Consider the following 13,487-nt stretch of genomic DNA (forward strand, 5'->3'; position numbering starts at 1 on the left):
ACTCAGGGGCGGAATGCCGTACCACCACTTGTTTTCCAGCACTTGCCCGACTCTGTAGTGTTTTGTGAAGATCATGAGGTGACGTTGACGAGACCCTCCCTTGGCGTGTCCGACGGGAGTGCGCCCAGACCGCGCCCAGGGGTGGGCCGAGCTGTCGCCGTCGTCGTCCTGGTGGCGCTGGCGGCGTTGATCCCGCTGCTCGGGCCGTCGGCCGCGCTGGACGGTACCGGGGAGGCCGCCGCGCCCGGCACCGGTGGGATCGCGCTGCTGCGTACGGTGCTGTTCGCGGCGCTGTGCGTCCCGCTGGGCGAGCTGTTCGTGAACCGGCTGGCCCGTCATGTGCCCGGCGCTCCCCCGGCCATGCCTCGCAGTTGGGCGCCGTACGCGGCCGGCGCCGGTTTCGCCGCCGCTCTCGGCCTCGCCTCGGTGGTGTCCACGGGCAACCTCGTGCCGCACAGCCCTGCCGACCTCGACGTCGGCGGCCTCTACGCGTCACGCGACGGCAAGCTCGCGCTGCTGGAGGTCAACGCCTTCGTCGTGGCCGGGCTGTGCGCCCTCTCGCGCCGGCCCGCCACCCAGGTCTGGCCGCTGGCCGCGGTCGTTGCCGCCGAGGCGCTGCGTGCGCATCCCCCGACCGAGCACGGCCCGCTGCTCGGCTCCGGGCTGACGCTGGTTCATCTGGCCTGCGCGTCGCTCTGGGTCGGCGGGCTGCTGCACGCGCTGCGGACCCTGCGCGGATGGGGCGGCGCGCAGGCGGGCGCTGCCCTGCTGGGGCTCTACGCGCGCGTGGCGGCCGTACTGCTCGCCGCCATCACGGCGACGGGGGTGTGCAGCTCGCTGCGCCGGATGCCGTCGGACACGATCCTGGCGCAGCTGACCGAGACGGCGTACGGGCGTGCCCTGCTGGCCAAGGTGCTCCTGGTGGCGGCCGTGGCCGCGCTCGCCCTGTGGGCCCGGATCAGGCTGGGCCGGGCGGCCGACCCGCTGACGGCCTGCTCTCCCGCGCGGGCGGAGGTCGTCGCCCTGGGTGTGGTGGTGGCGCTGTCCGGACTGCTGACGGCGCTGCCGGTGCCGATCCGCTGGTGACTCAGAGGGTGACCTGGACCTTGAGCGCCGTGCGCTCGTCCATCGCCTTGTAGCCGGCGGGGACGTCCTCCAGACCGACCGTCAGGTCGAAGACGGGCGACGGGTCGATCGTGCCGTCCAGGACGTCGGGCAGCAGCTGGGGAATGTACGCGCGGACCGGTGCGACGCCGCCGCGGAGCGCGATGTTGCGGTCGAACATGACACCGAGGTCGAGCCCGGTGCCGCTGCCGTGCGGCACACCCACGAAGCCGATGGCGCCGCCGTCCCGGGTGATGCCGACCGCCGTACGCATGGACTGTTCGGTTCCGACGGCCTCGACGACGGCGTGTGCGCCCTGACCGCCGGTGAGTTCGCGTACGGCCTCGACGGCCGCGTCCCCGCGCTCGGCGACGACCTCGGTGGCGCCGAAGCGGCGCGCGATGTCCGTGCGGACCTGGTGGCGGCCCAGCGCGATGATCCGCTCGGCACCGAGCCGCTTGGCCGCGAGCACCGCGCACAGTCCTACGGCGCCGTCACCCACCACGGCGACCGTGGCACCCGGGCGGGCTCCGGCGCCGAGGGCCGCGTGGTGGCCGGTGCCCATGACGTCGGACAGGGTCAGCAGGGCGGACAGCAGGTGGTCGTCGGAGGCCGCGTCCTTGGGCAACCGGACGAGGGTGCCGTCGGCGTAGGGGACGCGCACGGCCTCGCCCTGGCCGCCGTCGGAGCCGACGGTGCCCCAGAAGCCGCCGTGCTCGCAGGAGGTGGTGAGGCCCTCGCGGCAGTAGTCGCAGACGCCGTCGGACCACATGAAGGGCGCGACGACGAGGTCGCCCCGCTCGACGCCGGTCACCTCGGAGCCGGTCTCCTCGACGACGCCGAGGAACTCGTGGCCGATCCGCTGGCCGGGCTGCCGTGCCGCCTCACCCCGGTACGCCCACAGGTCGCTGCCGCAGATGCAGGCGCGCAGCACCCGGACCACGGCGTCGGTGGGCTGCCGCACCACCGGGTCGGGCACGTCCTCCACGCGCATGTCGAAAGGTGCGTGGATTGTGGTGGCGCGCATGGCGAGGGTCCTTCTCGTCTCTGGTCGTACGTGCGCTCAGGGGATGGTCGAGCGCGCGTCCACCGTACGTCGCCGTCGGCGCCCGGCGCGCTACGAGGGCTCCGAGTGTGCCAGCGACCGGTGAGGACCGCGCGGCGATACCGGCGCCGCTCTCGGCAGGCCCGCGGCTACACCCCGGCCACGTCCAGCAGCGCCCCGGCCAGGTACGTGACCCTCATGGCCGGCGCGCCGCCCGCCACATTGCGCAGTACGGCCCGGGGCGGGGCGGCGGCGCCCAGGCGTGCGCTGCTCCAGCCGGTCAGGGCGAGGGCGCCCACGACGAGTCCCGCGGTCGACACGATGCCGTCGTTCGCCCCGAGAACGGCTGCCCGCAGCCGGTTCAGCCGGCTCCCCCAGTGCGCCACCGTGGGCCTCGTCATGTGTCGCTTCGGCCACATGCGGAGGATTGCACCACAGCGGTCATCCAGGGCGTACCGACGCTCCCGGGCAGGTACCGGGCTCACGGACGGAACGGCAACACCGTGTATGCGCCGAGCGGTTGACGCGCTGACGTTCGCGGCGCTCGAACGGGCGGACGGGGCAAGGCACCTGACGGCCAGGAGTGTCAGTCCCGGCCCGTATCCTCAGTGACCATGCTCGAAGACCGAACTGCCGCAGCGCCCTCCGCCACAGCGTGGCCGGCCGCGTATCCCCAGGGATACGCGGTCGTTGACGTGGAGACCACGGGCCTGGCCCGGGACGACCGGATAATCTCCGCGGCCGTCTACCGGCTGGACGCGCGCGGCGAGGTCGAGGACCACTGGTACACACTGGTCAATCCGGAGCGGGACCCGGGCCCGGTCTGGATCCACGGTCTGACGAGCGACGTGCTCGAAGCGGCGCCCCTTTTCCAGGACATCGCCGAGGAGTTCTCTGCCCGGCTCGACGGCCGGGTGCTCGTCGCGCACAACGCCGTCTTCGACTGGCAGATGATCGCGCGGGAGTACGCGCGCGCGGAGCGCGAGGCGCCCGTACGGCAGCGGCTGTGCACCATCGCGCTCTCCAAGGAGCTGGACCTGCCGCTGCCCAACCACAAGCTGGAGTCGCTCGCCGCGCACTTCGGCGTCGTGCAGCAGCGCGCGCACCACGCGCTGGACGACGCGCGCGTGCTGGCGGAGGCGTTCCGGCCGAGCCTGCGGGCCGCGGCGGCGGGCAGTGTGCGGCTGCCGCTGCAGGAGTGCCGGCCGCTGACCGAGTGGCGCGACACCGCCGCTCCCCGCATCGGACAGCAGGCGGGCGGCTACAGCGGTTACGGCGGCTCCAGCGGCTATCGGCCGACCAGTTGGCGTCCGTCCCGCAAGAGGCCCGCCTGTCCCTACCCCAACCCAGGGCGCTACGAAGAGGGCAAGCGGCTCAAACAAGGCATGCGGGTCGCTTTCTCCGGCGACACCTCGATCGAGCGCGACCTGCTGGAGGACCGCGCGATCGAGGCCGGGCTGCATGTGTCGACGAGCCTGTCCCGGCTGACCAGCCTGCTCGTCACCAACGATCCGGACGCGGGCACCTCCAAGGTGGTCAAGGCCCGCCAGTACGGGACGCCGGTGATCGACGAGGCGGCGTTCGGGCAGCTCCTGCGGGACGTGGAACCGGCGTCGGAGCCGTGACCGTACGGACGGGTGATTGCCGCGCGACTCGCCCGGAGCCGTCTCGCCCGGGCCGCGGCGACGGCTCACCCTGTGGCGCATGGCGACATGTGAAGTATGCGGAAACGACTACGGCATGACCTTCGAGGTGCACGCGCAGGGCGCGGTGCACGTCTTCGACTGCTTCTCCTGTGCGATCCACCGCATGGCACCGGTCTGCGAGCACTGCCGCGTCCAGATCATCGGGCAGGGCGTCGAGGTCGAGGGCCAGTGGTACTGCGGTGCCCACTGCGCCCGCGAGGAGGGGAAGGTGGGGATCGTCGACAAAGTGTGAGCCGGTCCCGACACCGGCCCCGGCCTCGGCCCCGACCCGTACCCGCCTGAAAGCACCCCACGACCGAGTTGTACGGTCGTGGGGTGTACCGCTTCCTGTTGTCCCGGCAGTGGGTGATCCTCACGCTGGTCGCCCTCGTCCTCATCCCCACGATGATCAGGCTGGGCATCTGGCAGATGCACCGTTACGAGGAGCGCTCCGCCCGCAACCAGCTGGTCGCCGACGCGCTGGGTGCGAAGCCGGTACCCGTGGAGAAGCTGACCTCCCCAGGGCACACGGTCACCACCAAGGAGCGGTACCGCACCGTGACCGCCGTGGGCCGCTTCGACACCGACCGGGAACTCGTCGTCAGGCGGCGCGTCAACGCCGACGAAGAGGTCGGCTTCCACGTCCTCACCCCCTTCGTCCTGACGGACGGCAAGGTGCTGCTGGTCAACCGTGGCTGGATCCCCGCGGACGGTCCCAGTCAGACGGCGTTCCCCAAGATCCCGGCGCCGCCGAGCGGGCGTATCACCGTCACCGGGCGGCTGATGCCCGACGAGACGACCGAGGCGAGCGGTATCAAGGACCTCAAGGGGTTGCCCGACCGGCAGGTCATGCTGATCAACAGCAAGGAGGAGGCCTCCCGGCTCGGCGCGGGGGTGCTCGGCGGGTACATCGTGCTGGCGACGCCGGAGCCGAAGGGGGACACACCGGAACTGATCGGAAAGCCCGGCGACGAGAACGCTCCGCTGAATTACGCGTATGCCCTTCAGTGGTGGCTGTTCGCGGCGGGCGTTCCCGTCGGCTGGGTGATTCTGGCGCGCCGGGAGGCTCGTGACCGGGCAGCGGGCAGGGAGAAGCCGGCGGAGGCGGAACCGGTGGGTGTGTAGGTCCGCCCACTCGCCACGGGTGGCTGACGCGTCCGGCGGCTGAGGGTGGTGGGGCCGGTCGCGCCCACGCGGCCGAGCCGCATGTCGGACACGGCCCCGCGCCCCTGAGGGGCGTCCACTCACCCGTGTTTCAGCAGCAGCGGCCTTGCCTGTGCCCCTCCCGGTGCTGGCGGCTCAGTACCTTGATCAGTTCCTGTACGTACCAGCGCACCCAGCGCGCCGCCCTCACGACCGCACCCCCACCAGCGGCTCGCCCGCCTGCTCGGGCACGTCGATGCGGGACTCGACGTACGGTGCCTCGGTGGTCGGCAGGGAGCCGGGGCGGCGGATCGAGCGGACGCAGACCACCGCCGCGTTGACGATCACGACCGCGACCAGCAGCAGGAACAGCGCGATCAGTACGCCGTCGACCGTGGAGTTGGTGACCACGGTGTGCATGTCGTCGACGGCCTTGGCGGGCGGCAGGACCTGGCCGGCGTCGATGCCGTCGGCGTACTTGGCGCGCTGGGCGAAGAAGCCGATCTTGGGGTCGTCGGAGAAGATCTTCTGCCACCCCGCGGTGAAGGTGATCGCGACGACCCAGGCGAGCGGCACGCCGGTGACCCAGGCCCAGCGCAGTCGGCCGGACTTGATCAGGACCGTGGTGCAGACGGTGAGCGCCACGGCCGCGAGGAGCTGGTTGGCGATGCCGAAGAGCGGGAAGAGCTGGTTGATTCCGCCGAGCGGGTCGGTGGCGCCGGTGTAGAGGAAGTAGCCCCAGGCCGCCACGACGAGGCCGCTGCACAGCCAGATGCCGGGCTTCCAGTTGACCCGGCCGATCGGCTTCCAGACGTTGCCGAGCATGTCCTGGAGCATGAAGCGCCCGACGCGGGTGCCGGCGTCGACGGTGGTCAGGATGAACAGGGCCTCGAACATGATCGCGAAGTGGTACCAGAAGGCCTTCATCGCGGTGCCGCCGAAGACGCCGGAGAAGATCTCCGACATGCCGACCGCCAGGGTCGGGGCGCCTCCGGAGCGGGCGATCAGCGTCTGCTCCTCGACCGCCTTGGCGGCCTGGGTCAGCTGGTCGGGGGTGATGGTGAAGCCGAGGCCCGCCACGGCCTGGGACGCCGACTCGGCGGTGGTACCGAGGAGACCGGCGGGGGCGTTCATCGCGTAGTACAGGCCCGGCTCCAGGGTCGCCGCCGCGATCAGCGCCATGATCGCGACGAACGACTCCATCAGCATCGCGCCGTATCCGATCAGCCGGACCTGGGACTCCTTCTGGATCAGCTTCGGAGTCGTACCGGAGGCGACCAGCGCGTGGAAGCCGGACAGCGCGCCGCAGGCGATGGTGATGAACAGGAAGGGGAAGAGGGACCCGGCGAAGACCGGCCCCGCGCCGTTCGAGGCGAAGTCGCTCACGGCGTCCGCGCGCAGTACGGGGGCGGCGACCACGACGCCCACCGCGAGCAGGGCGATGGTGCCGATCTTCATGAAGGTGGAGAGGTAGTCGCGCGGGGCGAGCAGCATCCACACCGGCAGTACGGAGGCGACGAAGCCGTAGCCGACGAGGCACAGCACGAGGGTCGTGGGGCTGAGGGTGAAGGCGCCGGCCAGCGAGGACTCCTGGACCCAGCTGCCGCCGACGATCGCGAGCAGCAGCAGCGCGACGCCGATGAGGCTGGTCTCGACGACCCGGCCCGGGCGGATGCGGTGCAGCCAGAAGCCCATGAACAGGGCGATCGGGATGGTCATGGCCACGGAGAAGGTGCCCCACGGCGAGTGGGCGAGGGCGTTGACCACGACCAGGGCCAGCACGCCCAGCAGGATGATCATGATCGCGAAGACGGCGATCAGTGCGGCCGCGCCGCCCACCCGGCCGATCTCCTCGCGGGCCATCTGCCCCAGTGACTTGCCGTCCCGCCGCATGGACAGGAACAGCACGACCATGTCCTGCACCGCCCCGGCGAAGATCACCCCGGCGACGATCCAGAGCGTGCCGGGCAGATAGCCCATCTGGGCCGCGAGGACGGGACCGACCAGCGGCCCGGCGCCCGCGATCGCCGCGAAGTGGTGGCCGAGGAGCACCCGGCGGTCGGTGGGCTGGAAGTCGACGCCGTCCTCCAGGCGCTCGGCGGGGGTCGCCCGGCGGTCGTCCGGCTTCAGTACGCGGCGGGCGACGAAGCGGGAGTAGAAGCGGTAGGCGATGGCGTACGAGCCGAGCGCGGCGACCACCAGCCAGACCGCGGAGATCTCCTCGTCCCGGGCCAGCGCGAGGACGCCCCAGGCGATGGCGCCGAGAAGGGAGACAGTGGTCCACAGGAGGATCGAGCGAGGGGATATCCGGGACTTTTCCGGCGCTGGACGGCCGTTTTCGGGCAGGACTGATGCGGGCATGGCGGCTCCTTGGAAGACGAGTCAGAGGTGACTCAGCAGATCGACAGGCAGGCGGGGGCCGGAGCTCCCCTCCCGATCGCTGTCGGTCTGTGCAAGAGTTGCCCACTCCCTCGGACCGGTTGACAGCGGATTTCCGGGAAATTTCCCGCCCGTCTTCTGTCATCCGTTCGGGCCGTCCGCGCAACTCTCGCGCGAGGGCACAGTCACAGGCCCAGGCACACCAAGGACGGTGACCCATGGCCGACGGCGCCATGACCGCGACGTTCCTCGCCGTGATCGGCGGGGCGTCGCTGCTCGCCGTGACCGCGCGGCGCCTGCACCCGAGCGAGAAGCTGCCCTCCCTGGAGGGCTGGGCGCTGGCCGACCGCAGCCTCGGCCCGGTGTGGACCTGGCTGCTGCTCGGCGGCACGATCTACACCGCGTACACCTTCGCCGCCATACCCGGCCTGGCGTACGGCAACGGCGCGCCCGCCTTCTTCGCCGTGCCGTACACGGTGATCGTCTCCCCGCTCGCCTTCGTGCTGCTGAGCCGCCTGTGGTCGGTGGCCCGCCGGCACGGCTACGTCACCGCGGCCGACTTCGTGCGCGGGCGGTACGGCTCGCCGCCGCTGGCCCTGGTGGTCGCGCTGACCGGGATCCTCGCGACGATGCCGTATCTCGCGCTGCAGCTGCTCGGCATCCGGGCGGTGCTGGCGGCGGGGGGCGTGTATCCGCGGGGTGCGGCCGGTGATCTGGTGATGGTGGCCCTGTTCGCGGGGCTGGCCGTCGCGACCTACCGGCACGGGCTGCGCGCCCCCACCGTCATCTCGGCGCTCAAGGCCGTGGCCGTCTTCGTCTCGCTGACCGCGGTGACCTGGCTGGTCCTCGAACGGCTCGGCGGCCCGGGTGCCGTCTTCGACGGTGCGGCCGAGCGCATCGGCGGCCCGGCGCTGCTCCTCACGCCGGAGCAGCAGCCCGCCTACGCCACCCTCGCCCTCGGCTCGGCGCTCGCCCTGCTGATGTACCCGCACGTGCTCACCGCCGGTTTCGCCGCCGACGGCCCGCGGACGCTGCGCAAGGTGTCCGTGGCGCTGCCCGCCTGGACCGGGCTGCTCGCCCTCTTCGGGTTCCTCGGCATCGCGGCCCTCGCGACCGGCGTGCGCGCCCCGGCGGGCGGCGCCGAGGCCGCCGTACCGATGCTGGTCGACCGGCTGATGCCGGCGCCGCTGGCCGGGCTGGTCTTCGGGGCGATCACCGTGGGGGCGCTGGTCCCGGCGGCGGTGATGTCGATCGCGGCCGCCACGAGCTTCGTACGCAATGTGTACGTCGAGTACGTCCATCCGACGGCCACGCCCAAACGGCAGGTGCGCATCGCCAAGGCGGTGTCGCTCACCGCGAAGGTGGGCGCCGTGGCGTTCGTGTTCGGGCTGCGCGACCAGGACGCCATCAACCTCCAGCTCCTCGGCGGGGTCTGGATCCTGCAGATCTTCCCGGCCGTCGCGGTGGGGCTGTTCACCGGGCGGCTGCATCCGCGGGCGCTGCTCGCCGGGTGGGGCGTGGGCATGGTGGCGGGGACCTTCATGGTCGTACGGGAGGGATTCTCGTCGATCGTGCCGCTCGGCTCCGGGCCGGAGATCTACGCCGGGCTCGCCGCCCTGCTCCTCAACCTGACCATCGCCGTGGCCGGGACCGCGGTGCTCGAACGTCTCGGCGTCCCGCGCGGCGCCGACCTCACCGACCTGCCGTCACACCTGAGCGTCAGGCGGCGCCCCGAGACGGGAGTGAACCACCCGTGAGACAGCACCGAGACGGGCTGCACCGGAACGCGGCTCCGCCGCTCGGCGGCACCGCCGCCGCGAGCACCCCCGCACCGGCCGTGCCCCTCGCCCCGCCGGTGAGCGACCCCGCGGACCTGGAACGGGAGGCGGGCCTGGCCCGCCTGTTCGAGCTGCACTACTCCTCGATGCTGCGCCTGGCCGTCCTGCTCGGCGCCGACGACCCGGAGAACGTGGTCGCGGAGGCCTACTACCAGATCTACCGGAAGTGGCGGCGGCTGAGGGACACCGAGGCGGCGGAGGCGTATCTGCGCTCCACGGTGTGCAATCTGACGCGGATGCGGATACGACACCTCCAAGTGGCCCGCAAACATGTCGAGAAGCCGGCCGACGAGCTCGTCGCCTCCGCCGAGAGCACCGCGCTCCTGCGCGACGACCAGCGCGTCCTGATCGACGCGCTCCAGCAGTTGCCGGCCCGGCAGCGCGAGGCGCTGGTGCTGCGGCACTGGCTCGGACTGAAGGAGAGCGAGATCGCCGCGGCGATGGGAATCTCCTGCGGGTCCGTCAAGACCCATACGGCACGCGGCCTTGCCGCCCTGACCCAGGCGATGGAGGCCCGGCGATGACGCATCGAGACGCGACCCCGTCGCCCGGCACCAGTGCGGACCGCACGGAGCGTGAGCTGCGCGAGGCGCTCTCCGCGCTCGCCGACGGGGTGCAGGCGGCGCCCGACGCCTATCGCACGGCGCGCGGTGAGTGGCTGCGCCGGGAACGCCGGCGCCGGCTCGTCCTCGCCGTCCTCGTCGCGGTCGTGTTCGCCCTGGCCACGCTGATCGGGCTGTGGGTCCTCAACCAGGCCCCGGCCGATCCCGGCGTGATCTTCTCCGGCACGGGGTCCACAGCGGACTTGTCACTCACCGGGTCCACGGCGGACTTGTCGCTCACCTAGGCCCCGGCGAGCGCATCACTCGCCGGATCCCTGGTGGGCGCATGACTCGCCGCATCCCCGGTGGGCGCATGACTGCCGGATCCCCGAAAGACGGTTCGGTCACCGGCCCCCGGCAGACGTAGCGCTCACCGCGCCCCAGGCAGACTTTCCGGTCACCGGACCGCCAGGAGACGGTTCGGTCACCGGAGGGTCCCCGGCAGACGGTTCGGTCGCCGGACCCCCGGCAGGTGTATCGCCCACCGGGCCCCAGGCAGGCGCATCACTCCCCCGGCCCCAGCCCTGATTGGCCCACCGGCCCTTGGGGAACCCGCAATTGCGTGCACCCGCGCATCGAGGACTACGCCCTCATCGGCGACGAGCAGACGGCCGCCCTGATCGGCAGGGACGGCTCCGTCGACTGGCTGTGTCTGCCCCGCTTCGACTCGGGAGCCTGTTTCGCCAGACTCCTCGGCAACAGCGACAACGGCCACTGGCGCATCGCCCCCAAACACGCCAGGGGCCCCTGCACGCGCCGCGCCTACCGCCGCGACACGCTGGTCCTCGACACCGAGTGGGAGACCGACGAGGGCGCGATACGCGTCACCGACCTGATGCCCCAACGCGACCGCGCCCCCGACCTCGTGCGCATCGTGGAGGGCCTCGACGGCCGCGTCACCGTGCGCAGCTCCCTGCGGCTCCGCTTCGACTACGGCTCGATCGTGCCGTGGGTGCGCAAGACCGACGGGCACCGGGTGGCCGTGGCCGGCCCCGACTCGGTCTGGCTGCGCAGCGAACCCCATGTGCACACGTGGGGCAAGAACTTCGGTACGCACTCGGAGTTCACGGTCGAGAAGGGCGAGAAGGTCGCGTTCGTCCTCACCTGGCACCCCTCGCACGAGCCGCGCCCGCCGCTCGTCGACCCGTACAAGGCGTTGCACGCCAGCGTCCGGGACTGGCGGAAGTGGGCGGGGCAGTGCCGTTACGACGGCCCGTACCGCGACGCCGTCGTCCGCTCCCTGATCACCCTCAAGGCCCTCACCTACCGGCCCACCGGCGGTATCGTCGCCGCCCCCACCACCTCGCTCCCCGAGGAGATGGGCGGCGTGCGCAACTGGGACTACCGCTACTGCTGGCTGCGCGACTCCACCCTCCTGCTGAACGTGGGCCTGTCGGCGGGCTATCGGGAGGAGGCCAAGGCCTGGCGCGACTGGCTGGTGCGCGCGGTCGCCGGCAACCCGGCCGACCTGCAGATCATGTACGGCCTGGCGGGCGAGCGCCGACTGCCCGAGTTCGAGGTGCCGTGGCTGCCCGGCTTCGCCGGCTCCGGACCCGTACGCATCGGCAACGAGGCAGTGAAACAACTGCAGTTGGACGTGTACGGCGAGGTCATGGACACCCTGGCGCTGGCCCGGGAGGCAGGCCTGCCCATCAAGCCGCACATGTGGGCGATCCAGACCTCCCTCATGGAGTGGCTGCGCACGGAGTGGCGGCAGCCGGACGAGGGGCTGTGGGAGGTGCGCGGCGGCCGCCGCCACTTCGTGCACTCGAAGGTGATGGTGTGGGTGGCCGCGGACCGGGCCGTGCGCACCCTGGAGAAGAACCCGAAGCTGAAGGGCGACCTCGACGGCTGGCGCGAGCTGCGTGACGAGGTGCACCGCGAGGTGTGCGAGAAGGGCTACGACGCCGAGCGGAACACCTTCACGCAGTCCTACGGCTCCCGCGAACTCGACGCCGCGCTGCTGCTCATCCCGCGCGTCGGCTTCCTGCCGCCGGACGACCCGCGCGTCACCGGCACCATCGACGCGATCCGCGCCGAGCTCAGCCACGGGGGCTTCCTGCGCCGCTACAGCACCGACGAGACGACGGTCGACGGGCTGCCGGGCGGCGAGGGCACGTTCCTGGCCTGCTCGTTCTGGCTGGCGGAGGCGCTGCACATGACGGGTCGTACGCGGGAGGCACGCGAGTTGTTCGACCGGCTGGTGGGGCTCGCCAACGACGTGGGCCTGCTGTCCGAGGAGTACGACCCGGTGGCCGAACGCCAGCTCGGCAACTTCCCGCAGGCCTTCAGCCACATCGGCCTGGTGAACACCGCCCTCGCCCTGTTCGGGGGCGACGGGGCAGGATAGGGGCCATGGATCTTGGACTGAAGGACCGGGTGTACGTCGTCACGGGGGCCACCCGTGGACTGGGCAACGCTGCGGCACGTGAGCTCGTGGCCGACGGGGCGAAGGTCGTGCTGACCGGCAGGGACGAGGAGCGGGTCGCCGCCGCCGCGGCCGAGCTGGGGCCGAACGCCCTCGGGCTGGCCGTCGACAACGCCGATCCGGAGGCGGCCGCACGGTTGATCGCTGCCGCGCGGGAGGCGTTCGGGGGCTTCGACGGCATCCTCGTGAGTGTCGGTGGGCCGCCGGCCGGGTTCGTCGCCGACAACACGGACGAGCAGTGGCAGGCCGCGTTCGAGTCGGTGTTCCTGGGAGCGGTCCGGCTGGCGCGGGCCGCGGCGGCGGAGCTGGACGCGGGCGGTGTCATCGGGTTCGTGCTGTCGGGGTCGGTGCATGAGCCGATTCCGGGGCTGACCATTTCGAATGGGCTGCGGCCGGGGCTCGCCGGATTCGCCAAGTCCCTTGCGGACGAATTGGGGCCGCGGGGGATTCGGGTGGTGGGGCTGCTTCCGTCCCGTATCGACACGGATCGTGTGCGGGAGCTGGATGGCATGTCCGCCGACCCGGAGGCGACTCGGGCGGCGAATGAGGCCCGCATTCCGCTGCGGCGGTACGGGACGCCGGAGGAGTTCGGGCGTGCGGCGGCGTTCTTGTTGTCTCCGGCCGCGTCATATCTGACGGGGATCATGTTGCCGGTGGATGGCGGGATGCGGCACGGGTTCTAACTCACCCTTTCCGCACGGTGCTTGACGCCCCTCAAGCGGACCTCTGTCGGCAATGATGCGAGGCCCGCTGAATTGCGGGCGTGGGTCAGCGCCTGGGCCGTGAGGTCGTTCAAAGCGGTGCCCGGGTCCACATGCGGCTCCAGCAGCAGCCGTACCCGCGTCTCGGGGGCGCTGCGCCTGCCCCGCAGGTGGACGTGGGCGCGGTGGACGCCCTCCAGGCCCCCCGCCTCGTTCGCCAGTACGCCCTCCAGGGCCCGGCCCCGCAGCAGGGCGCCCTCGCCGTCGCCGGTGTCGACCAGGACCTCGGCGAGGCGGCGTCGGCGCAGCACCGAGGTCAGCCACCACAGGGCGAGCAGGACCAGGACGGCGAGTACGGCGATCACGGTCGGCCACCACCAGCCGTCGTCCCGCCAGCGCGTCCGCTCGGCGTCGCTGAGCAGGACGTCGTGGCGGCTGTCGTGGATCCACCAGGAGGGGGGCTCCAGCCCCAGTCCCACGGCCAGTACGGAGCCGCCGATCACGAGCAGCACCAGTCCGACGAGCCCGATCAGCACCCGGTTGACCACCCTGAGCACGGCCC

Annotated in this window: 12 protein-coding genes and 1 pseudogene; 9 read left to right on the forward strand and 4 right to left on the reverse strand. The window is 71.9% G+C overall.

Features of this window, described 5'->3' with window-relative positions; translation table 11 throughout:
* Positions 1–78: 78 nt before the first annotated feature.
* Entirely contained in the window at positions 79–1,086 is a 1,008-nt protein-coding gene (locus tag ACIREI_RS43785; RefSeq protein ID WP_403345702.1) for a CopD family protein, read from the forward strand.
* Position 1,087: 1 nt separating this feature from the next.
* Here ACIREI_RS43785 and ACIREI_RS43790 read toward each other — a convergent pair whose 3' ends face one another.
* The gene (locus ACIREI_RS43790; RefSeq protein WP_403345704.1) at positions 1,088–2,131 is read right to left on the reverse strand and encodes a zinc-dependent alcohol dehydrogenase family protein; all 1,044 of its coding nucleotides are present in this window, start codon (positions 2,129–2,131) and stop codon (positions 1,088–1,090) included.
* Positions 2,132–2,400: 269 nt separating this feature from the next.
* Positions 2,401–2,566: pseudogene (locus ACIREI_RS43795) on the reverse strand (VIT family protein); the annotation flags it as partial.
* Positions 2,567–2,763: 197 nt separating this feature from the next.
* Here ACIREI_RS43795 and ACIREI_RS43800 point away from each other — a divergent pair.
* The 3 genes from ACIREI_RS43800 (at position 2,764) to ACIREI_RS43810 (ending at position 4,959) form a co-directional block, all read left to right on the forward strand.
* A complete protein-coding gene (locus tag ACIREI_RS43800) occupies positions 2,764–3,774 on the forward strand; it encodes a DEDDh family exonuclease (protein WP_403345706.1) in 1,011 nt (336 codons plus the stop codon).
* A 79-nt stretch (positions 3,775–3,853) separates the two neighbouring features.
* On the forward strand, positions 3,854–4,087 hold the full coding sequence (locus tag ACIREI_RS43805; RefSeq protein ID WP_128436605.1) for a hypothetical protein: 234 nt from the start codon (positions 3,854–3,856) through the stop codon (positions 4,085–4,087).
* 83 nt (positions 4,088–4,170) lie between these two features.
* A complete protein-coding gene (locus ACIREI_RS43810; protein ID WP_403345708.1) occupies positions 4,171–4,959 on the forward strand; it encodes an SURF1 family protein in 789 nt (262 codons plus the stop codon).
* 225 nt (positions 4,960–5,184) lie between these two features.
* Here ACIREI_RS43810 and ACIREI_RS43815 read toward each other — a convergent pair whose 3' ends face one another.
* The gene (locus tag ACIREI_RS43815) at positions 5,185–7,338 is read right to left on the reverse strand and encodes a carbon starvation CstA family protein (protein WP_403345709.1); all 2,154 of its coding nucleotides are present in this window, start codon (positions 7,336–7,338) and stop codon (positions 5,185–5,187) included.
* A 236-nt stretch (positions 7,339–7,574) separates the two neighbouring features.
* Here ACIREI_RS43815 and ACIREI_RS43820 point away from each other — a divergent pair, with 236 nt between their 5' ends.
* From ACIREI_RS43820 to ACIREI_RS43840, 5 genes are all read left to right on the forward strand, one after another.
* Positions 7,575–9,113 (forward strand): sodium:solute symporter, encoded by a 1,539-nt coding sequence (locus tag ACIREI_RS43820; RefSeq protein WP_403345711.1) that lies wholly within the window; start codon positions 7,575–7,577, stop codon positions 9,111–9,113.
* A gap of 80 nt (positions 9,114–9,193) precedes the next feature.
* Complete coding sequence (locus tag ACIREI_RS43825) at positions 9,194–9,718, forward strand: sigma-70 family RNA polymerase sigma factor (RefSeq protein ID WP_403345792.1); 525 nt, start codon at positions 9,194–9,196, stop codon at positions 9,716–9,718.
* Positions 9,715–10,041, forward strand: a complete 327-nt coding sequence (locus tag ACIREI_RS43830) for a hypothetical protein (RefSeq protein ID WP_403345713.1) — start codon at positions 9,715–9,717, stop codon at positions 10,039–10,041. Before ACIREI_RS43825 ends, ACIREI_RS43830 begins: the two co-directional genes overlap by 4 nt.
* A 317-nt stretch (positions 10,042–10,358) precedes the next feature.
* On the forward strand, positions 10,359–12,146 hold the full coding sequence (locus ACIREI_RS43835; protein WP_403345714.1) for a glycoside hydrolase family 15 protein: 1,788 nt from the start codon (positions 10,359–10,361) through the stop codon (positions 12,144–12,146).
* A 5-nt stretch (positions 12,147–12,151) separates the two neighbouring features.
* Positions 12,152–12,907, forward strand: coding sequence for an SDR family oxidoreductase (locus tag ACIREI_RS43840; RefSeq protein ID WP_403345716.1), 756 nt, complete (start codon positions 12,152–12,154; stop codon positions 12,905–12,907).
* Here the strand turns inward: ACIREI_RS43840 and amaP are convergent.
* A complete protein-coding gene (gene amaP / locus ACIREI_RS43845) occupies positions 12,904–13,482 on the reverse strand; it encodes an alkaline shock response membrane anchor protein AmaP (protein ID WP_403345717.1) in 579 nt (192 codons plus the stop codon). The genes ACIREI_RS43840 and amaP overlap by 4 nt on opposite strands.
* Between the last annotated feature and the right edge of the window lie 5 nt (positions 13,483–13,487).

Source organism: Streptomyces sp. NPDC093591 (assembly GCF_044764885.1).
GTDB lineage: Bacteria > Actinomycetota > Actinomycetes > Streptomycetales > Streptomycetaceae > Streptomyces.